The organism is Paraburkholderia translucens (assembly GCF_020881035.1).
Taxonomy (GTDB): domain Bacteria; phylum Pseudomonadota; class Gammaproteobacteria; order Burkholderiales; family Burkholderiaceae; genus Paraburkholderia; species Paraburkholderia translucens.
This window is the reverse complement of the sequence record NZ_JAJITC010000014.1, coordinates 95,190-119,626: the sequence shown is the minus strand read 5'-3', so window position 1 is coordinate 119,626 and position 24,437 is coordinate 95,190. Positions and strand designations below refer to the sequence as shown.

General features: G+C 64.4%; 20 protein-coding genes. 9 read left to right on the top strand and 11 right to left on the bottom strand.

The features are described from left to right. Window positions 1–32: 32 nt before the first annotated feature. Window positions 33–2,384: a Tex family protein gene (locus tag LJ655_RS23305; RefSeq protein ID WP_230563572.1), complete on the bottom strand. Its 2,352-nt coding sequence runs from the start codon at window positions 2,382–2,384 to the stop codon at window positions 33–35. Window positions 2,385–2,664: 280 nt separating this feature from the next. Here LJ655_RS23305 and LJ655_RS23300 point away from each other — a divergent pair, with 280 nt between their 5' ends. The 3 genes from LJ655_RS23300 to yoaA all read left to right on the top strand — a co-directional run bounded on the left by LJ655_RS23300 (window position 2,665) and on the right by yoaA (window position 6,235). Further along, entirely contained in the window at window positions 2,665–3,555 is an 891-nt protein-coding gene (locus LJ655_RS23300) for a hypothetical protein (protein WP_230563571.1), read from the top strand. A gap of 148 nt (window positions 3,556–3,703) precedes the next feature. Beyond that, window positions 3,704–3,922, top strand: a complete 219-nt coding sequence (locus LJ655_RS23295; RefSeq protein ID WP_230563570.1) for a DUF465 domain-containing protein — start codon at window positions 3,704–3,706, stop codon at window positions 3,920–3,922. A 63-nt stretch (window positions 3,923–3,985) separates the two neighbouring features. Continuing rightward, entirely contained in the window at window positions 3,986–6,235 is a 2,250-nt protein-coding gene (gene yoaA, locus LJ655_RS23290; RefSeq protein ID WP_230563569.1) for a DNA repair helicase YoaA, read from the top strand. A gap of 184 nt (window positions 6,236–6,419) precedes the next feature. Here the strand turns inward: yoaA and LJ655_RS23285 are convergent, their stop codons facing one another. Both LJ655_RS23285 and LJ655_RS23280 read right to left on the bottom strand, forming a co-directional pair. Then, the gene (locus LJ655_RS23285; protein WP_230563568.1) at window positions 6,420–6,671 is read right to left on the bottom strand and encodes a hypothetical protein; all 252 of its coding nucleotides are present in this window, start codon (window positions 6,669–6,671) and stop codon (window positions 6,420–6,422) included. Window positions 6,672–6,903: 232 nt separating this feature from the next. Next, window positions 6,904–8,157 (bottom strand): cupin domain-containing protein, encoded by a 1,254-nt coding sequence (locus LJ655_RS23280; RefSeq protein ID WP_230563567.1) that lies wholly within the window; start codon window positions 8,155–8,157, stop codon window positions 6,904–6,906. A gap of 32 nt (window positions 8,158–8,189) precedes the next feature. On the opposite strand from LJ655_RS23280, the gene LJ655_RS23275 reads away from it, so the two are divergent. Beyond that, a complete protein-coding gene (locus LJ655_RS23275; protein WP_230563566.1) occupies window positions 8,190–8,732 on the top strand; it encodes an FKBP-type peptidyl-prolyl cis-trans isomerase in 543 nt (180 codons plus the stop codon). Here LJ655_RS23275 and LJ655_RS23270 read toward each other — a convergent pair. The 4 genes from LJ655_RS23270 to LJ655_RS23255 all read right to left on the bottom strand — a co-directional run bounded on the left by LJ655_RS23270 (window position 8,712) and on the right by LJ655_RS23255 (window position 15,312). Beyond that, window positions 8,712–10,127 carry a hypothetical protein gene (locus tag LJ655_RS23270; protein WP_425605833.1) on the bottom strand — a complete coding sequence of 472 codons (1,416 nt, stop codon included), beginning with the start codon at window positions 10,125–10,127 and terminating at the stop codon, window positions 8,712–8,714. The genes LJ655_RS23275 and LJ655_RS23270 overlap by 21 nt on opposite strands. Beyond that, a complete protein-coding gene (gene mutS, locus LJ655_RS23265) occupies window positions 10,114–12,789 on the bottom strand; it encodes a DNA mismatch repair protein MutS (protein ID WP_230563564.1) in 2,676 nt (891 codons plus the stop codon). Before mutS ends, LJ655_RS23270 begins: the two co-directional genes overlap by 14 nt. A 208-nt stretch (window positions 12,790–12,997) precedes the next feature. Continuing rightward, on the bottom strand, window positions 12,998–14,296 hold the full coding sequence (gene lplT, locus LJ655_RS23260) for a lysophospholipid transporter LplT (RefSeq protein WP_230563563.1): 1,299 nt from the start codon (window positions 14,294–14,296) through the stop codon (window positions 12,998–13,000). A 212-nt stretch (window positions 14,297–14,508) separates the two neighbouring features. Then, a complete protein-coding gene (locus LJ655_RS23255; protein WP_230563562.1) occupies window positions 14,509–15,312 on the bottom strand; it encodes an inositol monophosphatase family protein in 804 nt (267 codons plus the stop codon). Between the two features lie 332 nt (window positions 15,313–15,644). On the opposite strand from LJ655_RS23255, the gene LJ655_RS23250 reads away from it, so the two are divergent. Beyond that, complete coding sequence (locus LJ655_RS23250; RefSeq protein ID WP_230563561.1) at window positions 15,645–16,475, top strand: RNA methyltransferase; 831 nt, start codon at window positions 15,645–15,647, stop codon at window positions 16,473–16,475. A gap of 204 nt (window positions 16,476–16,679) precedes the next feature. Further along, the gene (gene cysE / locus LJ655_RS23245; RefSeq protein ID WP_230563560.1) at window positions 16,680–17,516 is read left to right on the top strand and encodes a serine O-acetyltransferase; all 837 of its coding nucleotides are present in this window, start codon (window positions 16,680–16,682) and stop codon (window positions 17,514–17,516) included. 45 nt (window positions 17,517–17,561) lie between these two features. Here cysE and LJ655_RS23240 read toward each other — a convergent pair whose 3' ends face one another. The 4 genes from LJ655_RS23240 to LJ655_RS23225 all read right to left on the bottom strand — a co-directional run bounded on the left by LJ655_RS23240 (window position 17,562) and on the right by LJ655_RS23225 (window position 20,483). Further along, window positions 17,562–18,359, bottom strand: a complete 798-nt coding sequence (locus LJ655_RS23240; protein ID WP_230563559.1) for a UDP-2,3-diacylglucosamine diphosphatase — start codon at window positions 18,357–18,359, stop codon at window positions 17,562–17,564. Between the two features lie 63 nt (window positions 18,360–18,422). Beyond that, the gene (locus LJ655_RS23235; RefSeq protein WP_230563558.1) at window positions 18,423–18,917 is read right to left on the bottom strand and encodes a peptidylprolyl isomerase; all 495 of its coding nucleotides are present in this window, start codon (window positions 18,915–18,917) and stop codon (window positions 18,423–18,425) included. A 140-nt stretch (window positions 18,918–19,057) separates the two neighbouring features. Beyond that, complete coding sequence (locus LJ655_RS23230) at window positions 19,058–19,639, bottom strand: peptidylprolyl isomerase (RefSeq protein WP_230563557.1); 582 nt, start codon at window positions 19,637–19,639, stop codon at window positions 19,058–19,060. Window positions 19,640–19,691: 52 nt separating this feature from the next. After that, on the bottom strand, window positions 19,692–20,483 hold the full coding sequence (locus LJ655_RS23225; RefSeq protein WP_230563556.1) for a tetratricopeptide repeat protein: 792 nt from the start codon (window positions 20,481–20,483) through the stop codon (window positions 19,692–19,694). Between the two features lie 249 nt (window positions 20,484–20,732). Between LJ655_RS23225 and cysS the strand changes: the two genes are divergently transcribed. The 3 genes from cysS (at window position 20,733) to LJ655_RS23210 (ending at window position 24,396) form a co-directional block, all read left to right on the top strand. After that, window positions 20,733–22,130, top strand: coding sequence for a cysteine--tRNA ligase (gene cysS, locus LJ655_RS23220; protein ID WP_230563555.1), 1,398 nt, complete (start codon window positions 20,733–20,735; stop codon window positions 22,128–22,130). A 47-nt stretch (window positions 22,131–22,177) separates the two neighbouring features. Continuing rightward, a complete protein-coding gene (locus tag LJ655_RS23215) occupies window positions 22,178–23,296 on the top strand; it encodes a DNA-3-methyladenine glycosylase family protein (protein ID WP_230563554.1) in 1,119 nt (372 codons plus the stop codon). A gap of 128 nt (window positions 23,297–23,424) precedes the next feature. Continuing rightward, window positions 23,425–24,396, top strand: coding sequence for an acetyl-CoA carboxylase carboxyltransferase subunit alpha (locus LJ655_RS23210; RefSeq protein ID WP_230563553.1), 972 nt, complete (start codon window positions 23,425–23,427; stop codon window positions 24,394–24,396). Window positions 24,397–24,437: the final 41 nt, after the last annotated feature.

The window sequence follows — 24,437 nt, the reverse complement described above, 5'->3', positions numbered from 1 at the left end:
GGCTTTTTGTTTATGCGTGTGTGTGAGCCTGCTTACTTCTGCCTGAGCTTCGCAAACGCGGCCGCCATTGCGCCACCCGGCTCCGGTTCGCGCGCGCGTTGCGGCGTGCCGCGTCCCGCGCCGGCGCGATTGAAGCTGGCCCCCGAGCCGCCGCGCTCCTGCGCTGCGCCACCGCTGCGCGCGGCTGCCGCCCCGGGCTCGTCGTCGAGACGCATCGTCAATGCAATGCGCTGGCGCTTCACGTCGACCTCGAGCACCTTGACTTTGACGATCTGACCGGCCTTCACGACCTCATGCGGGTCCTTCACGAACTTCGTCGACATCGCCGACACGTGCACGAGGCCATCCTGATGCACGCCGATATCGATGAACGCACCGAATGCCGCGACGTTCGTCACGACGCCTTCGAGCACCATGCCGGGGACCAGGTCGCTGACCTTCTCGACGCCTTCGCGGAAATTCGCGGTCTTGAACTCGGGACGCGGATCGCGGCCAGGCTTTTCGAGCTCGGCCAGAATGTCGCGCACGGTCGGCAGGCCGAAACGTTCGTCGACGAATTCCGCGGCTGAGAGCCCGCGCAGCGCGTCGCGATTGCCGAGCACATCGCCGATCTGCTTGCTGATCTTCGCGAGCATGCGCTGGACGACCGGATACGCTTCCGGGTGCACCGACGAACGGTCGAGCGGATTCTCGCCGTTGTTGATACGCAGGAAGCCGGCCGCCTGCTCGAAGGTCTTGTCGCCGAGACGCGGCACGCGGCGCAGATGCTCGCGCGACGGGAACGGCCCGTTCGCATCGCGATAGTCGACGATGTTGCGCGCGAGCGTCGCATTGAGCCCCGACACGCGCGCGAGCAGGGCGACCGACGCGGTGTTCGCATCGACGCCGACCGCGTTCACGCAGTCTTCGACGACCGCGTCCAGCGAGCGCGCGAGTTCGCGCTGGTTCACGTCGTGCTGATACTGGCCGACGCCGATCGCTTTCGGCTCGATCTTCACGAGCTCGGCGAGCGGGTCCTGCAGACGGCGCGCAATCGATACCGCGCCGCGCAGCGACACGTCCATGTCGGGGAATTCCTTCGCGGCGAGTTCGGACGCCGAGTACACCGACGCGCCCGCTTCCGACACGACGATCTTCTGCAACTTCAGTTCAGGATGACGCGCAATCAGCTCGCTCGCGAGCTTGTCCGTCTCACGCGATGCGGTGCCGTTGCCGATACTGACCAGCTCGGCCTGGGTCTGCGCGGCGAGACGCGCGAGCTTAGCGAGCGAGCCGTCCCAGTCGCGGCGCGGTTCGTGCGGGTAGATCGTGTCGGTCGCGAGCACCTTGCCGGTGCGATCGACCACCGCCACCTTCACGCCGGTGCGCAAGCCTGGATCGAGACCGATCACGGCCTTCGGGCCAGCGGGCGCCGCGAGCAGCAGGTCCTTCAGATTGCGCGCGAATACGCGGATCGCTTCGTGTTCGGCTTCGTCGCGCAGATTGGTCAACAGCTCGTTTTCGAGGTGCGGCTGCACCTTCACGCGCCAGCACCAGCGGCATACGTCGGAGAGCCATTTGTCGGCGGGGCGGTTCTGATTGGCGATGCCGAAGTGCCGCGCGATCAGCGCTTCGCCCGGATGCGGCACCTGTGCGTCGAGCTCTTCGCCCAAGCCGAGCTTGATCATCAGCACGCCGGCATTGCGGCCGCGGAAAAGCGCGAGAGCGCGATGCGACGGCACCGTGCGGATCGTTTCGGCATAGTCGTAGTAATCGCGGAATTTCTCTTCTTCCGCGGTTTCCTTGCCTTCCACGACTTTCGACGAAACCACGCCCTGGTTGAACAGGTAGTCGCGCAGCTTGCCGAGCAGATCGGCCGTTTCGCCGAATTGTTCGGAGAGGATGTCGCGCGCGCCGTCGAGCGCGGCCTTCACGTCGGCGACGCCTTTCTCCGCGTTCACGTACGCGGCGGCCTCGCTCTGCGGATCAAGCAGCGGATTGCCGAGCAGCGCGTCGGCGAGCGGCTGCAGACCGGCTTCGCGCGCGATCTGCGCGCGCGTGCGGCGCTTCGGCTTGTACGGCAGATAGAGGTCTTCCAGCACCTGTTTGCTGTCGGCGCCTTCGATCGCGCCGCGCAGCTCGTCGGTGAGCTTGCCCTGTTCGTCGATGCTCGCGATGATCGCCGCGCGCCGTTCTTCCAGCTCGCGCAAATACAGCAGGCGTTCCTCGAGGTTACGCAGTTGCGTGTCGTCGAGATTGCCGGTCACTTCCTTGCGGTAACGGGCGATGAACGGAACGGTCGCGCCTTCGTCGAGAAGTTCCACCGCGGCCGCGACCTGGCGCGGCTGGACAGAGAGTTCGGTGGCGATGCGCTGGACGATCTTGAGTGCTACGGTTTCCGTCATAAGGTGTTGGTGTTCCTGCGGACTCAGTGATGGGCCGCGCGCGGGCGGCAATTCGGGACAGGCCGGGCGTGCGCCGCGACCAGGTTGCTAGAGCGGGGCATTTTGCCATAAATGCCAAGGGCCTCAAGCGCGGGGTGTTAGAATTTCGGGCATGTTCCGTTGACCCTCTACGACGTTGCCAATCTCCTTGTCCTTCAACCACCTGGTCTCTTCGCTAGCGTCAGGTTCGCTGCCGGATTTGTCTCGGGGCTCGTCTCAATTGCCGCTGGTTGCGTCGCGCATGTTGCGTCGTTCGCTTGTGTGGGTCGCGGCGCCGTGCGTAATCGCTTGCGCGATTGCCGTGCCGGTGTCGGCGCTGGCGCAGAGCACGACGCCCGCGCAAGGCACGGCATCGGTCCCGCAAGCTGCCGTAAGCGCGGACAGCCCTCAAAGCGCGAGTGAAGCAGCCGCGCTGGACAAATCGTTCGAAGAGCGGCAACAGGTGCTCAATCAGCGCACCGACGACAACAACTATCAATACGCGGTCGCGCAGCACAACTGCTACAGCCGCTTCTTCGTCAATCACTGCCTGAATCGCGCGCGCGATGCGATGCGCACCGTGCAGGCGGACATCCGCAAGGAACAGCTCGCGCTCGACGCCGAACAGCGTGCGCAGCGCGCCCGCGAGCGCGACGAGCGCACCGCATTGCGGCGCGCGCGAAACGAGGCCGAAGCGCCGCAACGTGCCGCCGAAGACGCACGCAACGAGCAGGCGTATCAGGAAAAACAGCGCCAGCATGCGCTCGATCAGGCGCAGCGTCAGGCCGAAGCGCCGCAGCGCGAAGCCAATGCGCAGGCGTACGAGGAAAAGCAGCGCCAGCATGCGCTCGACGAGGCAAAGCGCGGCATTACGCCCGCACAGGCGGCGGCCAATCAGCGGGCTTACGACCAGAAGCAGAGCGAATACCAGCGCAAGCTCGAGGAAGCGCGTCAGCAGGGCGCGCAAAAGGCTGCGGAGCGCCAGCAGAAGCAGGAGAGTTTCGAGCGCAAGCAGGCCGACGCCGCGCAGCATAAGCTCGATGTCGAAGCGCGCCAGAAGCAGGCCGCCGAGAAGGCCGAGCAGAAGCGTCAGGATGAATTGAAGCAGCAGCAACTCGATGAGCAGCAAAAGCAGCAACAAGAGCAACAGTAAGTGTGCTGTAGTGGCTGTGCCGTAGCGCGAGCCGTGGGGCTCGTGCCCAAGGCCGCCGTAGTCGACGTAATGCGTTTTGAGCCGGACAGCAACCTCAGGCATCGGACCGCGCGCACGCGGTTCGTGCCGCCGACCAGAGGAGGCGAGCATGCGCGATCGTCATCACGTCATCGACGCAAACACACTTCGCGACCGCATTCTGCAGCTGGAATCGGAGCATAGTGGACTCGACCGCTTGATCGACCGGATGTCGGATCAGCCCGGCATCGACGACTTCGAGTTGCAGCGCCTGAAAAAGCGCAAACTCAAAGTCAAGGACACCATCATCTTGCTGCAGTTGCAGCTCGAACCGGACGCGCGCGCCTGAGTTCGCCGCCTGGCAGGCGCCGGGCGCGCAGCGCGCGAGCCGGACTTAGCAGGAACGCTTGCCTTGAATTCACCGCATGACACTTCATCCCGGACCGCGCCGGGCAACGCATCTGCCTCCGGCACGGCCGCGTCGGTGCCGGGCGTGTCGCTGAGTCGGCGCCGCGCGAGCGAGCTCGAAGACATCTTCGCCGACAACGGTCTGCTCGCGCGGCAGATAGATGGCTATCGGCCGCGTGCGTCGCAGATCGAGATGGCGCGCGCGGTTGCGGCCGCACTGGAAGCCTCGGGCCGCGCGATGCCCGAGCCCGCGATGTTCGAGACACAGAAGCGCCCGGCGCGGCGGCTGCAGCAGACGGTTGCTGACGCCGCCTCGGAGTCGAGCGGGGATAGCGCCGAGACTGATGGGGTGCAAGGCGGTGACAACACGCTGATCGTCGAAGCGGGTACCGGTACCGGCAAGACTTATGCGTACCTCGTGCCGGCCATGCTGTGGGGCGGCAAGGTGATCGTCTCCACCGGTACCAAGCATCTGCAGGATCAGCTGTTCCAGCGCGACATTCCGACCGTGCGCGACGCGCTTGCGGTACCGGTGTCGGTCGCGATGCTGAAAGGCCGCGCGAACTACCTGTGCCACTACTACCTGCAACGCACCGCCGACAACGGCCGTTTGCCGTCGCGCCAGGAAACCTCGTATCTGCAGGACATCGTGCGCTTCGCGAAGATCACGCGCACCGGCGATAAGGCCGAGCTCGCGAGCGTGCCGGAGACCGCGCAGGTGTGGTCGATGGTCACGTCGACGCGCGACAACTGTCTCGGCCAGGAGTGTCCGCATTACAAGGACTGCTTCGTCATGCAGGCACGCCGAGAAGCGCAACAGGCCGATATCGTGGTGGTCAACCATCATCTGTTTTTCGCCGACATCATGCTGCGCGATACCGGCATGGCCGAACTGCTGCCGACCGCGAACACGGTCATCTTCGACGAAGCGCATCAGCTGCCCGAAACCGCTACGCTGTTTTTTGGCGAGACGTTGTCGACTGCACAGTTTCTTGAACTCGCGCGCGATTCGGTGGCCGAGGGTCTCGGCCACGCACGCGATGCGCTCGACTGGGTCAAGCTCGGCGCGACGCTCGAACGCGCGGCACGCGACGTGCGGCTCGCCTTCAAGGAAGACACGGTGCGACTGTCGATCGGCCAGTTGCCCGATGATCACCCGCTGTTCCCCGCGCTGGAAACGCTCGAGGCCGAGCTTGACGCGTTGGCCTCGGCATTGGCGGGGCAGGCCGAGCGAGCCGAATCGCTCGGCTCCTGTCTGCGTCGCGCGCGCGAGTTGCAGGACGTGCTGGGCGGCTGGACCACGCCGCCGCCGAGCGCCGAACGCGATGGGGTTGCCACGCGCGAGGGTGACGCCAACGCGGAGCGCGCCGATCCGCACGAAAAAGTGCGTTGGATCGAGGTGTTCTCGCACACGGTACAGCTGCACGAAACGCCGCTTTCGGTCGCGCCGATCTTCGCGAAGCAGCGCGCCGGAGTGCCGCGCGCGTGGATCTTCACGTCGGCAACGTTGTCGGTGCGCGGCGACTTCACGCACTATGCGGCGCAGATGGGTTTGAACGCGAAGCGCTCGATGACGTTGCCGAGCCCGTTCGACTATCCGACGCAAGGGCTCCTCTACGTGCCGCGCAATCTACCGCAACCCTCATCGCCGGCGTTCACCGACGCCGTGTTCGATGCCGCGTTGCCGGCCATCGAAGCCTCCGGTGGTGGCGTATTCATGCTGTGCACGACGCTGCGCGCGGTGGACCGTATCTCGACCAAGCTGCGCGACGCAATCGAGGCGCGCGGCTGGGACTATCCGCTGCTCGTGCAGGGCGATGCGAGCCGCACCGAATTGCTCGACCGCTTTCGCGCATACGGCAATGCGATTCTGGTCGGCAGTCAGAGCTTCTGGGAGGGCGTGGACGTGCGCGGCGACGCGCTGTCGCTGGTGATCATCGACAAGCTGCCGTTCGCGCCACCGGATGATCCCGTGCTGGCCGCCCGGCTCGATGCACTGACGAAGAAGGGCTTGAGCCCGTTCGCCGTGCATCAGCTGCCGCAGGCCGTGATCACGCTGAAGCAGGGCGCGGGCCGGCTGATTCGCGCGGAGACCGATCGCGGCGTGCTGATGATCTGCGATACGCGTCTCGTCGATAAGCCGTATGGCCGTCGCATCTGGCAGAGTCTGCCGCCGTTCAAGCGGACCCGGGAGATCGACGTGGTCCGCGAATTTTTCGAAGAGAACGCTGGCCCGGCGGTGCCGGTTCGATAGGGAAATGTGTTTCACACATGCGACGAACTTCGCTTCGGAAAGCGGCCCTGAATGACAAAACGCCACGGATGTGAATCCGTGGCGTTTTTCTTTGCGTTTGCAGCCGGCACCGTTTCCGGTCAGCCCTCAAACGTTTCGTGCAAGCGCTGTAGCGGGAGCCGCTACAGCGCCGAACAGTCGCGGCTTACTGGCTTGCGCCTGCTGCCGGCGATGCTGCTTCAGCCGGCGAAGCTGCTTCGGCCGGCGATGCTGCTTCAGCAGGCGATGCTGCCTCTGCCGGCGATGCTGCAACTGCCGGCGAAGCTGCTTCAGCAGGCGATGCTGCAGCCGGTGCCGACGCAGCATCCGACGGGGCAGCGGCCTGTTCGCTGCTCTTGTTGCATGCAGCGAGTGCCACAGCTGCCAACAGGGATGCTACGAGGAGGGATTTCTTCATGATCACGTCCTTTTATGGTTTAAAGGTAAGCAACAGCGCAAAATAAAACCGGTAATGTGCTCCAACACCGACCTGGGCCGCTGGTGGAGATGCTCTTTTGACGAGCTGGAATCTTCCCTACGGCTTGGGCGGAAATTATATGCACTTTCGTACTGACAGTCGATAAATCCGGGGTCAATACGTTGTCTTTCTCATACAAAATTTCACTGTACGGTATAGCACGCGGGCAGAGTTACGCAACCTCGCCCACCTGTATCCAGCCCGCACGATACCACTCGTGTAGCAGTGCTGTCACCGATGAATCGTGTGATAGTGTTACAAAGCGTTTCGCACTCATGCACCGCGAATCTGCGAGATCAAACAGCCAATTTTTGGCGCCGCTCCACGATATTTCTTCTCCATTTACGAAGAAAAAGCGACGTTCATACAACAGGTTAGTCTTGCGATCGAGGCGCAGACCGGATTTCGACGCCGCGCCGGCGAAACGGGTTTCGTTGAGTGGCCGTTGCGGCGGATCAAAGACGACGCTCGGCTTCGGTTCGCTGAGGTAGGTGCCAAGGAACGATGCTATGTCCTGCTCATTCCATCGCACTTTTGCAAGGATCGCGCCGACCCGTTCGACGAGCGCCGCCGGTAGCTCGGCCGGCCGCTCGACGGCGGCCTGCTGCGGATCCCGGTAGAGCGCGCCGGCCTTGCCCGCGGCCTCGCCTCGCTCGGCCAGATGGTAGAGGAACTGCGCGGTCAGCTCGCTCTCGGACGGTGCGCGAAAACCGATCGAACAGGTCATGCATTCGCCCTCGGCAATGCCGTCGTGCGCGATGTGCGGCGGCAGGTACAGCATGTCGCCGGGCTCGAGCACCCACTCCTCGTCGGGCGCGAAGCGCTGTAAAACTTTCAAGGGCAAACCGGGTTGCAATGCCAGGTCCTTCTGCGCGCTGATGCGCCAGCGGCGCTTGCCCTTTACTTGCAAAAGAAACACATCGTAGGAATCGAAGTGGGGGCCGACGCCACCGCCATCGCTCGCATACGAAATCATCAGGTCGTCGAGGCGGGCGTCCGGCACGAAACGGAAGCGGTCGAGCAACGCGCGCGCACGGTCGTCGTGCAGGTCCACGCCCTGCACGAGCAGCGTCCACGCGCGCTGCTCGACCGACGGCAGTTCGTCGGGCGCGAACGGGCCGTGCTCCAACTGCCATTTGTTGCGGAAGTGCGTGATCAGGCGCGCTTCGACGTCGTCCTGATCGGCGAGCTCGAATAGTTCGTCGCGGGACATCGGCGCTTCGATGCCGGGAACGGCCTGACGGATCAGCAGTGGCTTCTTCTGCCAGTAGCGGCGCATGAATTGCGACGGGCTCAGATTGCCGAGCAGTGCGGTCGGAATGTCGGGCGAGGGGCGAACGACAGGTTGCCTGGCCGGCTTTGCAGCAGACGACGAATTGCGTGCCGAAGCTGCATCGGCCGGGAGATGGTTGGGCCGCCTGGGCATCGTATAATGTGAGTTGTATTCTGGAGAGTCGAATGAAAATCGCAAAGAACACCGTCGTGTCGGTCGCCTACAAGCTATCGGATGCGCAGGGCAATCTGATAGAGGAAAGCGAAGAGCCGATGGTCTATCTGCACGGCGGCTATGATGGCACGTTCCCCAAGATCGAGGAAGAGCTCGACGGCCACGAGGCCGGCTTCGAGACCCAGATCCAGCTCGAGCCGCAAGACGCCTTCGGCGAGTACGATCCCGAGCTTGTGAAGATCGAACCGCGCGATCGCTTCCCCGAACCGCTGGAAGTCGGCATGCAGTTCGAAGGCACACCCGAAGACGGCGACGAGGAAATCGATTCGCTGGTGTACGTGGTGACCGACGTCGCGGAAGACAAGGTCGTGCTCGACGGCAATCATCCTCTCGCCGGCATGGCGCTGCGTTTCGCGTTGACCGTGAAAGACGTGCGTCCGGCTACCGAAGACGAAATCGAGCACGAGCACGCGCACGGCGCGGACGGCCTCGAAGTCCTTGACGACGATGAAGACGAGGACGAAGAAGACGATTCAAAACCGACCCTGCACTGAGCTTGCGGGCATGCGCGGTGTCGTCGCGGGGGCAGGCGGCACCGAAGCCGGCAAGGCTGGCGACGCAGGCAGTATCGACCCCGGCGGCATCGAAATCGCGGGCCCGTAGTCGCCGCCACCCTGGTCGGGCGGGATGCGCGGCTGCTGGTCCGGCGACTCTCCGGGGGTCTGCAATACCGGCGGCACTTGCGACGCCGGCCCGAACCCTTCCACATTCGGCATCTCCGGCGCACCCGGTATCGACGCGCCGGATTCGTCGCGTGGCGAGACGGGCGGCAAGACCGGTGGCGTGGCAGGAAGGGGCATCTGCTTCGGCACGTCGCGCACGCTGACTCTGAACGGCGTCCTCCTGCCGAAATCCGCTTCAATCTGAATCCACTGGTTAAGACGATCACGCGGCGCAAGTGCAACCCGCGTGAGATTCGTCACGACCATTCCCTTGTCGTTGCGTAGCGGCTGATCGATGACAAAGCCACCCGCTGCACGTTCGCCGTCGGCGTGAATGACGACCACGGGTCCGGGGAAAATCTGCGCGAGCTTGACGAGACTGCGCTTGAACTCGAGGAAGCCGTCGCGGCGCGGGCTGTGTGCGAAGTGCAGCCATGCGAACCGTTCGGGCCGCTCGTAGCGCTCGGGGTCGAAGTCGCCTTGAATGAACACGACAATCGCACGAGCATCTCGGCGCTTCGCATATTCGCCTGCGTGCTCGAGCCAGAATGCGTTGGCGATCGCACGATCTTCGAACTCACCGTTGCGGCCGCCCGCGCTCAGGTAGTGATTGTTCGGACCCGGCGCATTCAGGCCGACGAAGACGATGCTGCCGCCTTTGTCGTTCGCTTTGTCGTTCACGACCCAGCGCACGTTTTCGCGGAACGGTCGAAAGCGCGACACCTCGCTTTCGCGCGTCAGCGCGATCGGGTTCTGCCCCATCGATGTCGGATCGGCGAACATCGTCTGCCGCAACTGGTCGAGCCGCTCGACGGGATCGAAGCCGCCGGCTTCGGCCGTGCCGCAATCGGCCCAGTCATGCTGACCGGGGATAAAGAAGAGGGCAGTGCGCGAGCTGTCGAGCAGCGCGTGACGGCGCTCGAACACCGCGTCGCGGCATACCTCTTTTGGCCCCTTCAGATTGCCGTTGTAGACAATGAAGCGCACGTCGCGCTCGCGCCCGATCGCCTCGAGCAGCCGTTGAGTGGCCGCTTCGTCGGCGGGGCTGCGCATCGTGTCGGAGATGACCGCGAAGGCGAAGTGCGAGGCTTCGGCGTGCGCCGGCGCAGTCCACCCGCACACTGCCGCGAGCACAACGATGCCGCCTGTTGACGCGAGCACGTCGCGCAGCGCCGCGCGAAGCCCGCGCGGGTGCAGTTGGCGCCTGGAGACGTCAGTGGTCCGCATCCGGCGCGACGGCCAGTTCATGCAATTCGTACAGCAGATCGAGTGCGTCGCGCGGCCGCAGCTCGTTCGGGTCGATGCCACGGAGGCGCTCGACGAGTGTCTGCATTGCAGGTGACGTTGATGTTGCGCTGGAATCGGCGTCGGCGTCTTCGACGAGCATCGATGACGGCGGGGCAAACAGATCGAGTTGCGGCGCGGGCCGCGCGGCCGATTGCTGTTCCAGATGTGCGAGATGCTTGCGTGCCGCGCGGATCACCGCGTTCGGCACGCCGGCGAGCTGTGCGACCTGCAGGCCGTAGCTCTGATTGGCCGGCCCTTCGTTGACCGCGTGCAGGAACACGATGCCGTGCCCATGCTCGACCGCCGACAGATGCACATTGGCCGCGTGCGCAAACTCCGCGGGCAGTTGCGTCAGCTCGAAGTAGTGCGTGGCGAACAGCGTGTAGCAACCGTTGTGCGCGAGCAGATGGCGCGCGATCGCCCACGCGAGTGCGAGGCCGTCGAACGTCGACGTGCCGCGGCCGATCTCGTCCATCAGCACGAGGCTTTGCGGCGTCGCGTCGTTGAGGATTGCGGCCGCTTCGGTCATCTCGACCATGAAGGTCGAGCGGCCGCCGGCGAGGTCGTCGGCCGCGCCGATGCGCGTGAAGATGCGATCGATCGGTCCGAAGGCCGCGCGGCGCGCCGGCACGTAGCTGCCCACGTATGCGAGCAGTGCGATCAGCGCGGTCTGGCGCATGAAGGTCGACTTACCGCCCATGTTGGGACCGGTGATCAGCAGCAGCTTGCGTTCGGCCGAAAGCGAGCAGTCGTTGGCGATGAACTGCTCGACCTGCGCCTCGACGACCGGATGACGGCCTTGCTCGATGTCGATACCGGCGTTTACCGAGAACGTCGGCGCGACCCAGTCGAGCGCGCGGGCGCGTTCGCCGAACGCGGCCAGCAGATCGAGCTCCGCGAGCGCCGACGCGACCCGCTGACAGTCGGGAATGAACGGCAGCAACGATTGCAGCAACGCGTCGTACAGTGCGCGTTCGCGCGCGAGGGCGCGTTCCTGCGCGGACAGCGCCTTGTCTTCGAACGTCTTCAGCTCCGGCGTGATGTAGCGCTCGGCGTTCTTCAGCGTTTGCCGGCGGCGATAGTCGTCGGGCACCTTGTCGGTCTGGCCGCGCGTGACTTCGATATAGAAGCCGTGCACCTTGTTGTACTCGACGCGCAGATTGCTGATGCCGGTGCGTGCGCGTTCGCGTGTTTCGAGGTCGATCAGGAACTGTCCGCAGTTCTCCGAAATATCGCGCAGTTCATCGAGCTCGGCGTCATATCCACGCGCGATGACGCCGCCGTCGCGCACCATCGCGGCCGGCTCCTGCGCGACCACGCGAATGAGCAGATCGACGCACGCCCGCGGCGGTTCGAGCGCCGCGTCGATGCGCGCGAGCGAATCCGCGTTCGATGCAATGCCGGAGAGCTGCGCCCGCAGCGCGGGCAGGGCGATGAAGGTATCGCGCAAGCTCGACAGATCGCGCGGCCGTGCCGACAGCAGCGCGAGACGTCCGGTGATCCGTTCGATGTCCGAAATCTGCCGCAACGCCTGGCGCAGCGTATCGAGATCGGCGCCCGGCGGCGCGTCGAGCAATGCGCCGATGGCTTGTTGACGCGCCTGCGCCACGGCCGGATCGCGCGGCGGATGATGCAGCCAGTGACGCAGAAGGCGGCTACCCATCGTCGTGCAGCAGGTGTCGAGCAGCGAGCACAGCGTCGGCGATTCGGTGCCGCGCAGTGTCTCCGTGAGTTCAAGGTTGCGGCGCGTGGCCGGATCGAGGCCGATGTATTCCGATTCGTTTTCGACCTTCAGACTGCGCACGTGGCGCAACTGCTGGCCTTGCGTGGACGCCGCGTATAGCAGCAACGCGCCGGCCGCGCCGCATGCGCAACTGAGCGAATGCGCGCCGAAGCCGTCGAGGCTCGCGACTTCGAGCTGATCGCACAGGCGTTTCGTGCCCGACGTGATATCGAAGTGCCAGGCCGGTACACGCTTGAGCGCGTTGGCATTGACAGGTGGAGTCCAACTGGTCGAATCGGCGGGGGCGTCGGCGACGAGAATTTCCGCGGGACGGATGCGCTCCAGTGCAGCCGCGACCTGATCCGGCGCGACTTCGGCGAGGCGCAGCGCGCCGCTCGCGAGGTTGAGCCACGCGAGACCGACGCTCGTCGCGACGCCGCGGCGATTGTGCGCGACGCACAGCGCGAGCAGATAGACGTCACTCTTGTCGGACAGCAGCGCGGCATCGGTCAGCGTGCCTGGTGTGACGACGCGCATGACCTTGCGCTCGACCGGGCCCTTCGACGTGGCCGGGTCGCCGATCTGTTCGCAGATCGCGACGGATTCGCCGAGCTTCACGAGCCTGGCCAAATACTGTTCGACCGAGTGATGTGGCACCCCGGCCATCTTGATCGGATTGCCCGCCGACGCGCCGCGTTGCGTGAGCGTCAGGTCGAGCAGGCGCGCGGCTTTCTCCGCGTCGTCGAAAAAGAGTTCGTAGAAGTCGCCCATCCGGTAGAACACCAGCGTGCCCGGATGCTCCGCCTTGATACGCAAGTACTGCTGCATCATTGGCGTGTGTTGTGCGACGTCGTTGGCCGCTGCGGTTTGAATGCCCATCCTTCGTGTCTTCTTGCGGTAGATGCTCAGGGCGTGAGTTTAACCCGCCGGCGCGGCGTGCGGACCCTGGCCGATCGGCCGATGCCCAATGCACGAGCCATATGGCAGCATGATTGAACCGATCGCAGCCTGCGTTTCGCGCCGTAACGGCACGTCAGGCTTGTCGAGCCGCGCCTCGCGCTGTCATTGCCGGAGCACTGTGATGCATTCATTCCTCGATCATCGCCCGTATGTCCACCCTGCGTTCGTTCGCGGCGCTGCGGCGTTTCGCGAGCCACATCTGCAGCGTAATGAAGCTGCCGAACACGACGATGATCCACTGCGCCGGCATCTTCGCGGTGAGCAACAGCGCGTACACGCCGAGCATCAGCAGCACCGCGAGATTCTGATTGAAATTCTGCACGGCGATCGAGTGGCCGGCCGACAGCAGGGTCGCGCCTCGATGCTGCAGAATCGCGTTCATCGGCACGATGAAAAAGCCGGACAGCGCGCCGAGCACGATCATCAGCGGATAGGCGAGCAGAATGTAATAGGGCGCGACGTGCATACCGAAGCGCAGGCCGGCGCCCGCCGGGAACAGGTCCTTGTTGTAGAAGGCCATCGCGATCGCCACCATGCCCGTCAGCACGCCGACCGGCAAGACCTTCAGCGAGCGGCGCAATGGAATCAGCGCGGCCGCCCCCGCGGCGCCGATCGCGATGCCGAAGCCGGTCACGCCCTGCATCACCGCCGCTTTCGACAACGACAGCCCGAGGTTCACGTTCGCCCATTTGAGCACCAGCAACTGCATCGTCACCGCGGCGCCCCACATCAGCGTGGTCACCCACAGTGCGATCTGCGCGAGCTTGTCGGCCCACAGCACACGGAAGCAGTGATGGAAATCGCCGACCAGCTTCCCTGGCTCGGTCAGGCGGTTCGGATAGCGTGCGCCGGTATCCGGAATGAAGATGTTGATCGCGGCGGCGATCGCGTAGGTGAACATCACCGCGCCCATCGCGAGATCAGCGGCGGAGCGGATCAGCGGCATATGCACACGCGCGACGAAATGCCCGACGACGGTGCTGATCAGCGCACCGCCGAGCATCGTGCCGACGATCGTCGAGAGCACGGTCGCCGATTCGAGCCACGCGTTCGCCTGCACGAGCTTTTCGGCGGGCAGCAACTCGGTGAGGATGCCGTACTTGGCGGGCGAATACGCGGCCGCGCCGAAGCCGACCACGCCATAGGCAATCATGGGATGAACGCCAAGGATCATCATCAGGCAGCCGCTTGCTTTCAGCGCGTTGGAGATGAACATCACGTGGCGCTTTTGCATCGCATCGGCGAACGCGCCGACGAACGGCGCGAGCAGCACGTACGAGATCGTGAAGAAAATCTGCAGCAGCGGTGTGACCCACGCGGCCGAGCGAATCACGGAAAGCAGAGCGATGGCTGCGATCAACAGCGCATTGTCGGCCAGCGACGAAATAAACTGTGCCGCAATGATTGTATGGAAGCCTTTCTTCATGGGCAGGTGGGGGGCTGCGCGGGGGCGGGAGTCGGGCCGGGTCAACGCAACCTGAAGCAGGGAACGGTCCCGGTCAAGTTCTGATCGCGTAACTGCCTGCGTTGTAGCACGAAGCCTCGCGCGCTGCAGTGCCGCCAACGAAAAAAGCGGCCGAAGCCGCTTTTCCGCACAAACCATCGCGCGTTGCCGCGGACCGGCCGCGGCGGCGCCCCTCAAGCCGACTGCTGACGCGTGCGGCTGAAGCGCGACAGGATAGGAATCATCTGCGCGTAGACCTTCGGGTTGCCCGCGACGACTTCGCCGACGTGCAGGAACTCCGAATCGCCCGTGTAGTTGCCGACGAGACCGCCGGCTTCGGTGATCAGCAGGCTGCCCGCCGCCATGTCCCACGGGCTCAGGCCCTGCTCGAAGAAGCCATCCATGCGGCCCGCCGCCACATAGGCCAGATCGAGCGCGGCGGCGCCCGGACGGCGCAGACCCGCGCAGGCTTCGGTCATGGCGGCGAACTGGCGGCCGTACGATTCGAGGCTGTCCTGCGCGCGGAACGGGAAACCGGTGCCGATCAGGCAGTCGGCAAGGCGGTCACGCCTGGCGACGCGGAGGCGCCGATCGTTGAGGAACGCGCCTCGGCCGCGCGATGCGGTGAACAGATCATTGTGGTTCGGGTCGTAGACGACGGCTTGCGTGACGACGCCCTTGTGCGCGAGCGCGATTGACACGCAGTAGTACGGGAAGCCGTGGATGAAGTTGGTGGTGCCGTCGAGCGGATCGATGATCCACTGGTACTCGGACTCGTTGTCCGACTTGCCCGACTCTTCGGCGAGGATGGCGTGATCGGGATAGGCGGTCTTCAGCGTTTCGATGATTGCCGCTTCGGCCGCCTTGTCGACCTCCGTGACGAAATCGTTGTGCTGCTTCTTGCTGACCTGGACCAGGTCGAGATCGAGCGATGCGCGGTTGATGATCTGAGCTGCGCGGCGCGCGGCCTTCACAGCGATGTTGAGCATGGGATGCATAAACGGATCCTTGTGCCGGGGCAGCGCGGCTGCTGGCCGGAAAATGAGCGCGAAACCTGCGCCGACGGGCGCCGCAACGACGCAAATACAGCACGGAACGCCAGCCGGCTATCACGCCGGAGCGCATTCCGTCGACGGAGACGAATTGAATAAGAACGGTGCGGCCGGTTCAGCGTAAGCCTGGGGCGAATGCCGGCGCCGGACGCGAAGAGCGGTATTTTACCTGAGTCCGGGCGTGCCGGCGCGGGTCGCCTCGCAGCGGCACGATTCGGCAGCAGCGCCCGTTGGCGCTACCATACGCGTCTTGACTCCTTGGCCAGCAGAGTTTCATCGTGGATCACACGCCCCATTCTTCCAACCCCGCCGTGGCCGATTTGCGCGGCGGCTTTACCTCGACGCGCTTCGTGCTCGTCGAGCCCAGCCATCCGGGCAATGTCGGCGCCGCAGCGCGTGCCCTGAAAACGATGGGTTTTTCGCGGCTCGTGCTGGTGTCGCCGCGCGTGCCGAACGTACAGAACGATCCCGAAGCGATCGCGATGGCCAGTGGTGCCGACGACGTGCTCGCCTCCGTGCACGTGGTGCCGACGCTCGCCGATGCACTGACCGGCGTCCACTGGTCGGTCGCGCTGACCGCGCGGCTGCGCGAATATGGACCGCCCCAATGGACGCCGCGCGCGGCCGCCGCCGCCGCGCACGAAGAGGCGGGACACGGCGAGATCGCGCTGGTGTTCGGCAACGAGCGCACGGGTTTGTCGAATGAGGACGTCGAGCGATGCAGCGCGCTCGCGCATATTCCGGCCAATCCCGCCTACAGCTCGCTCAATCTCGCGCAGGCGGTGCAGGTGCTTGCCTACGAGCTGCGCACCGCCTATCTCGCCGATGACGGAACGACCGGGAGCACGCCCGCTGCGGGAGCGGGTGCAGCGCAGGCCGAACCCGCCGCTACGCGCGCGCCGATGGCGGCGAGCGACGAGATCGAAAGCATGTTCGCGCATCTGGAAAGCGCGCTGGTCGCGCTCGAGTTCCTTGATCCGGCCAATCCGAAAAAGCTCATGTCACGGCTACGCCGGCTCTTCGCACGCTCGGGCCTCGAGCGCGAGGAGGTCAACATCGTGCGCGGCATCGCCAAACATATCCTGCTGAAGACGAAGCGGACCGACTGACGGTCCATCGATCGGTCCGGCGCGGCGTCTTGCCTGCGCTGCCTTCGTCTGACTCTGACGACAACCTTGCAGTCCGCGGGGGCTTCCGGCACGTTTCGCGCAACCATCCTACAATCCACGAAACGTTGGAAGCAAAGCTGCCGCGGTGCTAAGCGCGCGGACCGGCTCACGCAGACGGTTTTCCCCCACAACACGATCCCTGCCATGTTCACGAGACTTCGCGAAGATATCGCCACGATCCGCGAGCGCGATCCCGCCGCCCGGGGCGCGTGGGAAGTGCTCACGTGTTATCCGGGGCTGCATGCGCTCGTGCTGCATCGGTTCGCGCATGCGTGCTGGCGCGCGAAGCGCCGCTGGCTTGCCCGTTTCGTGTCGCAGATGGCGCGCTTCATGACCGGCATCGAGATCCATCCGGGGGCGACGCTCGGACGGCGCGTTTTCATCGATCATGGCATGGGCGTCGTGATCGGCGAAACTGCGCAAGTCGGCGACGACTGCACGATCTACCAGGGCGTGACGCTGGGCGGCACGTCGCTCACGCGCGGCGCGAAGCGGCATCCGACGCTCGAGCGTGGCGTGATCGTCGGTGCGGGCGCGAAGGTGCTCGGCGGCTTCACGGTCGGCGCGGACGCAAAGATCGGCTCGAACGCAGTCGTGACGAAACCGGTGCCCGCCCGTGGTACGGCGGTTGGCAATCCGGCGCGGATCATCGTGCCGGCGGCGCCGGTCACCGAGGCCGCGAGCGGTGCGAACGCCCGGTCGAGCCATGCCGCGCGCGACGCGAAGCGCGGCAGTGAAAGCAGCGCGTTCTGCGCGTACGGCATCACGCCGAACGCGGACGATCCAGTGTCGCTCGCAATTCACGGCCTGATCGATCATGCGGCTACCCAGGCGCGCCGTATCGATGAAATCGTCGATGCGCTCGAGCGGCTCGGCTCGAGCCTCGAAGGGCTGCAAGGCGCCGATGCTGCGTTGCTCGACCTGCGGCGGCTATCGGCGGCGATTGCGGGGAAGGTGGACGGGGTGGCGGCGGAGCGCTAGGTATCTGCGCGGCGGCAGCGCAAGGCGCAAGCCGAACGCAACGCGTCAATCCAGCGGCAGCGACCGGATCCCTTCGGCATCGATCTTCAGATAGCCGCCACGGCGCTGGCCGTGATCGAGATCCCAGTCCGGCAGGACCCAGCGCGTGCCCCCCGGCTCGCGATGCCGCGCGGGCAGATGAGTGTGCCCATGAATGATCGTCGCCGTCTTCGATTTCTTGAACAGCGCGGCGACGCCTTTCGCCGTTACGTCATACCTGATCGACATTGGCCGCATGCGACCGTGCTCACTCTTCGAGCGCATGTTCTCGGCGAGCTTGCGCCGCCAGCGAAACGGCCACGCGAGAAACAGCGTTTGCGCGAGTCGATTGCGCGCGAAGCGCCTGAACAGCTGATAACCGTGATCTGCGGTGCACAGACCATCGCCATGCGCGAGCGCGATACGCGTGCCGAACGCGGTGATGACGAAGGGGTCGGGTAGCCAGATCGCGCCGGCGGCTTTCATGAAGCGCTTTCCCAGCAGGAAGTCGCGATTGCCGTGCATGATGTAGAGCGCGATGCCACGCTCGGAAAGCGTGTGCAGCAACACCGCGATCCGTGCGACGAACGGCTCGCTCAGCATGTCGTCGCCGACCCAGTATTCGAACAGATCACCGAGGATGAACACGGAATCGGCCGTTTCGGCGTTTACGCGGACGAAATGCTCGAACGCGGCGACCGTGCGCGGAATATCCTCACTCAGATGCAGATCGGAGAGAAAGAAGAACGGGCGCGCGGCGTGCGGGCGTCGGCCCTCGCCAGGCACGCCCGCGGCGACGCTTCGCAGCGGCGTTTCTTGCAGCATTGAAGGTGCCTGATGTCAGTTCAAACGAGTCGACGCCCGCATGAGGCGCGACTCACTCGCGGCTTAGTCGACGACGACCGCCTTTTCGATCACCACGTCGTCGACCGGCACGTCCTGATGGAAACCCTTCGAGCCGGTCTTGACCTTCTTGATCTTCTCGACGACGTCCATGCCTTCGACGACCTTGCCGAACACTGCGTAGCCCCAGCCTTGCGGCGTCGGCGACGAGTGGTTCAGGAAGTCGTTGTCGTTCACGTTGATGAAGAATTGCGCGGTCGCCGAATGCGGGTCGTTGGTACGCGCCATTGCGATCGAGCCGCTTTCGTTCTTCAGACCGTTGTTCGCTTCGTTGGTGATCGGCTCGGCCGTCGGCTTCTGCTTCATGCCGGGTTCGAAGCCGCCGCCCTGGATCATGAAGCCGTCGATGACACGGTGAAACACCGTGTTGTCGTAGTGGCCGGCCTTCACATAGTTCAGGAAGTTCTCGACCGACTTCGGCGCTTTTTCGGCGTTCAGTTCGAGTTTGATGACGCCGTGGTTCGTATGCAGTTCAACCATGATGGGATCCTTGGATGTTCAGGTGGATAAATGGCGCGGCGCGTCGTCATGCCCTGACGACAGGCCGCGCCGGGGCGTGGGTTGCGCTTGCGGGCAGCGGCCGCGCGGGTTCGCTTGCTCGTTCGCTCGCTTGTTCGTAGTTACTTGCTCACTACCGTCGCCGACTGGATCACAATGGCCTTCTGCGGCACGTCGGACATCGGACCGCGCGTGGTGGTGGGCGTGGCTTCGATGCGCTTCACGACGTCCATGCCGCTCGTGACCTTGCCGAACGCCGCGTAGCCGTTGCCGTCCGGATTCGGGTAGTCGAGATTCGCATTGTCCACCGTGTTGATGAAGAATTGCGCGGTGGCCGAATTCGGGTCGCTGGTGCGCGCCATCGCGATGGTGCCCGTGGTGTTTTTCAGACCGCTGCGGCTTTCGAGGGGAATCGGCGCGCGCGTCGGCTTCTCGACGAAACTCTGCGTAAAGCCGCCGCCTTGAATCATGAAGCCCGGAATCACGCGATGAAAGATCGTGCCGCTGTATTGGCCCGCCTTCACATAGTCGAGGAAATTCGCGACTGTCTTCGGCGCCTTCTCGGGATACAGCTCGACTCGGATGTCACCCTCCGACGTCTTGAACAGCACGGACGGATGAGCGGCCTGCGACCCGGCCTGCGCAAAGGCGGGTGCATTTGCGATCAGGGCGGCGCTGCCGAGCGCCAACATCAACCATTTCATGAAAATCCTCGGGGTTGGAGAAAACCTTGGGCGAAGGTAACGAGCCCGGCGTTCAGCGCGACGGCGCCATGTACGGCGGCATGGCGAGCGAGCCATTCGGGCCGCCGAACTGGAAGCTCGGGCTGTTCGTGATGTTCGAGGTAGGGTGCGCGGCGGGTGCGATCGTCTCCTCGGCGGCGGGCTGCGAGGCCGCGGGGGCAGGCGTCGTCGGCGACACGACCTTCTGGATCTCCGCGAGACGCTGCGCGGTCGTCGGGCTCGTCTTGCCGAGACTTTGTGCACGGCGGTATGCCGCGTCGGCAAGGCGCAGATAGAGGTCGCCAAGATTCTCGAAGGCGAGGCCGTAGTTCGGATTGACCTGGGTGGCCATCTCCAGCGCGGTGCGCGCTTCGATCAGGCGACCCTGCCTTGCAAAGAGCGTCGCGAGGTTGTTGTACGGCTCGGGCAACTCTGGATAAAGCTGCGTGAGTTCGGTGAACGCCGCGATCGCCTCGTCGTCGCGATTCAGATGCACGAGGACGTTTGCCCGTTTGAATTTCGCCTGCGCGTCGCGCGGATTCGCGGCGATGCGTGCATCGAGTTGGGTCAGTGCGGCTTGCCAGTTCTTCTGGGCGATGGAGGCGTCGATTTCCGGCGTGTTGTCGCGCACGGCGGGGCCTTGCGGCATCACCGCGGCCTTCTGCGCATAGACGCTCGCGACCGGCACCACGGCAAGCGCGGCAACCACGGTGACGCGCCACGCGAGGGCGCGCGCCGCTTCGAAAGTAACGCCGCCGGGAACGCCGCCAAACGCAGTCGCGGCGAGGGTCGCAGCGCTGCGCGCGCGGCCGCTGGAGTGTTTCATAGGCTCAGGTCTGGATGTTATACTCCGAGCCATTCTAACAAAAGGTCTGCGCGTTCCGTCGAACCGCCGACTGTCTTTTCGCCACTCGTGGCCGTCTCCGCCCGGTTCGCAGCTTCATCTGCAGCCTGATCGCCGCACGAGGTGCGCCGGTTTCAGCTGTATGCGATGCACCCGTTGTCCTGTTCGTTTCGCGGGTCACGGCGCGCATGAAGCACAAAGCGGATTCTTTCGGCCCACGCACCGTTCTCTATGGAATCTCTGCGCATCTACAACACGCTCGCGCGTGACAAACAGACTTTCGTGCCGCTGCGCGAAGGGGTCGTGCGGATGTACGTCTGCGGGATGACCGTATACGACTATTGTCACGTCGGTCATGCGCGGGTGATGGTCGTGTTCGACATCGTGCAGCGCTGGTTGCGCACGCTCGGTTACAACGTGACCTACGTGCGCAACATTACCGATATTGATGACAAGATCATCAGGCGCGCAGTCGAGAACGGGGAAACCATCAAATCGCTGACCGATCGTTTCATCGCGGCGTTGCATGAAGATGCGGACGCGCTCGGCATCGCGCGTCCGGACATCGAGCCGCGCGCGACGGACTTCATTCCGCAGATGCTCGGCATGATCGAGACGCTCGAGAAGAACGGCTACGCCTATCAGGCAAGTGACGGCGACGTCAACTATGCGGTGCGCAAATTCGCGGGCTACGGCAAGCTGTCGGGCAAGTCGCTGGAAGACCTGCGCGCGGGCGAACGCGTCGCGGCCAACGATGCGAAACAGGATCCGCTCGACTTCGTGCTGTGGAAGATGGCGAAGCCCGAGGAACCCGCCGATACCGGCTGGGATTCGAAGTACGGGCGTGGTCGTCCCGGCTGGCATATCGAATGCTCGGCGATGGGATGCACGCTGCTCGGTGAACAGTTCGACATTCACGGCGGCGGCCAGGATCTGCAGTTTCCGCACCACGAAAACGAAATCGCGCAGAGCGAAGCCGCGACCGGACGGACGTTCGTCAATTACTGGATGCACAACGGCTACGTACAGATCGACAATGAAAAGATGTCGAAGTCGTTGAACAATTTTTTTACGATTCGCGAAGTGCTTGCGCAGTACGATGCAGAGGTGGTGCGCTTTTTCATCGCGCGTGCGCACTATCGCTCGCCGCTGAACTACAGCGATGTGCATATCGACGACGCGCGCAATGCACTTGGGCGTTTGTACACGGCGTTGAAGGATCTCACGCCCGATACCGCCGCGCTCGACTGGAATGAAGCACACGCTCAGCGTTTCCAGGCGGCGATGAACGACGACTTCAATACGCCGCTGGCCGTGTCGGTGCTGTTCGAACTGGCCACGGAAGTGAACCGCACGCGCGACCCCGCGCTGGCCCGTCAATTGCGCGCGCTTGGCGCGGTGCTCGGGCTGCTTGAACGCGAACCGCGTGCATATCTGCAGCAGGCAGCGGGTGCTGCGGCTGAAGGCGCGCTCGAGCCCGCCGCGATCGAAGCGAAGATCGCCGCGCGCATCGCGGCCAAGCAGGCAAAGGACTATGCGGCAGCAGACCGGATCCGGGCTGAATTGCTCGATGCCGGCGTTGCCCTTGAAGACAAACCCGGCGGGTTGACCGAGTGGCGGCGCGTGTGAGCGCACCTCGTACTTCCCTCTGATCGACTCGCCAGGCAGGAGGCAGGATGGCAACGGCCACGAAGACGCCGGCTAAACGCGCGGCGTCTCAAACCAGTGCGGCAGCCGCAGCGTCGGCTGGCGCGGCTAAGGCGGCGCGCGCGTCGACTCGCGCGAGCGGCGGCGCGATAGAGAAGGCATCGTCGAAGGCGGGCGGGGCGGTGACGAAAGCCGACTCGGCCGCGGCGAAGAAGAGCGCGACCAAACGCTCGCTAAATGGCGGGGGTGACGCGCTCACTGAAGCTGCGCATGCGCCGGCTGCGAAGCGCGCGAAAACGGCGTCGCGTGCCAAGGGCAATGGCGCATTGCCGGCCAAACTCGCGGCTGAGCTCGCCGGCGAAGTACAGGAACTCGCGCGCGACACCAATGCGGGCGAAGTTGTGCGCAAGACGCGCGTGTCGGCCGCTTCGGCGAGTACGGCGAGCGCGAGCGGCGAGGCGGCCGGTGTCGCATCGCTCGCGAACGAAGTCGCGGTGCCGGTGCAGATCGGCGGTCTTGCGCCCGAGGTCACGCGTCCCGCGTATTGGGATAAGGCATGTGCGGATCTGGTCAAGCGCGATCGTATTCTGAAGAAGCTGATTCCGAAGTTCGGCCCCGTGCATCTGTTGAGCCGTGGCGATCCGTTCGTCACGCTCGCGCGCTCGGTTGTCGGCCAGCAGATTTCGGTCGCGGCCGCGCAGGCCGTGTGGGGGAGGGTCGAGACCGCGTGTCCGAAGCTCGTGCCACAGCAGTTCATCAAGCTCGGCCTCGAGAAGCTGACCGCGTGTGGTTTGTCCAAGCGCAAGGCCGAATACGTGCTCGATCTCGCGCAGCATTTCGTGTCGGGTGCGTTGCACGTCGGCAAATGGACGTCAATGGACGATGAGGCGGTGATCGCCGAACTCACGCAGATTCGCGGCATCGGCCGCTGGACTGCGGAGATGTTCCTGATCTTCAACCTGTCGCGTCCCGATGTGCTGCCGCTCGACGACCTCGGCCTGATCCGCGCGATCAGCGTCAATTATTTCAGCGGCGAACCGGTCACGCGCAGCGAAGCGCGTGAGGTTGCCGCCAACTGGGAGCCGTGGCGTACTGTCGCGACCTGGTATATGTGGCGTAGTCTCGATCCGTTGCCGGTCGACTACTGAAGAAGAACAGGAAACGAGGCCGTTTCAAGGACTATCGCGTATATGATGTCGATAGTTGAGAAATGGCTTTGACATCGGCGGACGCGGTTAGAATACGCGCTGCCCGGTAAGTCCAAGGATTACAACCAATGAAGACCACCTTTCTGGATTTCGAACAGCCGATCGCGGAACTCGAAGCAAAGATCGAAGAATTGCGCTTCGTGCAAGACGATTCGGCCGTCGATATTTCGGAAGAGATCGAGCGGCTGTCCAAAAAGAGCCAGCAGCTCACCAAAGATCTGTACGCGAACCTCACGCCGTGGCAGGTTTCGCAAATCGCCCGTCATCCGCAGCGTCCGTACACGTTCGACTACGTGAACGAGCTGTTCACCGACTTCCATGAGTTGCATGGCGACCGCAACTTTGCGGACGATCTGTCGATCGTCGGCGGTCTCGCGCGATTCAACGGTCAGGCGTGCATGGTGATTGGCCATCAGAAGGGCCGCGATACCAAGGAGCGCGCACTGCGCAACTTCGGCATGCCGCGTCCGGAAGGCTATCGCAAGGCCGAGCGTCTGATGCGCCTCGCCGAGAAATTCGGCCTGCCGATTTTCACGTTCATCGATACGCCGGGTGCCTACCCGGGCATCGGCGCGGAAGAGCGCGGCCAGTCCGAAGCGATCGGCCGCAATCTGTACGTGATGGCCGAACTGAAGACGCCGCTGATCGCGACGATCATCGGCGAGGGCGGCTCGGGCGGTGCGCTCGCGATCGCGGTCGGCGATAGCGTGCTGATGCTGCAGTTCTCGACCTACTCGGTGATCTCGCCGGAAGGCTGCGCGTCGATCCTATGGAAGAGCGCCGCGAAGGCCCCCGAAGCGGCGGAAGCGCTCGGCCTGACCGCGCATCGTCTGAAGGCGCTTGGTCTGATCGACAAGATCGTCAACGAGCCGCTCGGCGGCGCCCATCGTGATCCGAAGGGCATGGCCGCGATGCTGCGCCGCGCGCTCGCCGATTCGCTGCGCCAGTTCCAGGGCATGAGCACCAACGACCTGCGCGAACGCCGTTTCGAACGGCTGATGGCGTACGGCAAATTCAAGGAAACGACCCCGGGCGCATAAGCCCGCGCGCGTTGGCCTGTCTCTTTGGTCCACCAGCGCGT

Coding starts and splice junctions, on each gene's coding strand:
- cysE (WP_230563560.1), top strand. CDS start 16,680: ATGTTCACGAGACTTCGCGAAGATATCGCCACGATCCGCGAGCGCGAT.
- LJ655_RS23210 (WP_230563553.1), top strand. CDS start 23,425: ATGAAGACCACCTTTCTGGATTTCGAACAGCCGATCGCGGAACTCGAA.
- LJ655_RS23300 (WP_230563571.1), top strand. CDS start 2,665: ATGTTGCGTCGTTCGCTTGTGTGGGTCGCGGCGCCGTGCGTAATCGCT.
- cysS (WP_230563555.1), top strand. CDS start 20,733: ATGGAATCTCTGCGCATCTACAACACGCTCGCGCGTGACAAACAGACT.
- mutS (WP_230563564.1), bottom strand. CDS start 12,789: ATGGGCATTCAAACCGCAGCGGCCAACGACGTCGCACAACACACGCCA.
- LJ655_RS23275 (WP_230563566.1), top strand. CDS start 8,190: ATGAAAATCGCAAAGAACACCGTCGTGTCGGTCGCCTACAAGCTATCG.
- LJ655_RS23255 (WP_230563562.1), bottom strand. CDS start 15,312: ATGCATCCCATGCTCAACATCGCTGTGAAGGCCGCGCGCCGCGCAGCT.
- LJ655_RS23285 (WP_230563568.1), bottom strand. CDS start 6,671: ATGAAGAAATCCCTCCTCGTAGCATCCCTGTTGGCAGCTGTGGCACTC.
- LJ655_RS23270 (WP_425605833.1), bottom strand. CDS start 10,127: ATGCGGACCACTGACGTCTCCAGGCGCCAACTGCACCCGCGCGGGCTT.
- LJ655_RS23295 (WP_230563570.1), top strand. CDS start 3,704: ATGCGCGATCGTCATCACGTCATCGACGCAAACACACTTCGCGACCGC.
- LJ655_RS23225 (WP_230563556.1), bottom strand. CDS start 20,483: ATGAAACACTCCAGCGGCCGCGCGCGCAGCGCTGCGACCCTCGCCGCG.
- LJ655_RS23230 (WP_230563557.1), bottom strand. CDS start 19,639: ATGAAATGGTTGATGTTGGCGCTCGGCAGCGCCGCCCTGATCGCAAAT.
- LJ655_RS23215 (WP_230563554.1), top strand. CDS start 22,178: ATGGCAACGGCCACGAAGACGCCGGCTAAACGCGCGGCGTCTCAAACC.
- LJ655_RS23240 (WP_230563559.1), bottom strand. CDS start 18,359: ATGCTGCAAGAAACGCCGCTGCGAAGCGTCGCCGCGGGCGTGCCTGGC.
- LJ655_RS23235 (WP_230563558.1), bottom strand. CDS start 18,917: ATGGTTGAACTGCATACGAACCACGGCGTCATCAAACTCGAACTGAAC.
- LJ655_RS23280 (WP_230563567.1), bottom strand. CDS start 8,157: ATGCCCAGGCGGCCCAACCATCTCCCGGCCGATGCAGCTTCGGCACGC.
- lplT (WP_230563563.1), bottom strand. CDS start 14,296: ATGAAGAAAGGCTTCCATACAATCATTGCGGCACAGTTTATTTCGTCG.
- LJ655_RS23305 (WP_230563572.1), bottom strand. CDS start 2,384: ATGACGGAAACCGTAGCACTCAAGATCGTCCAGCGCATCGCCACCGAA.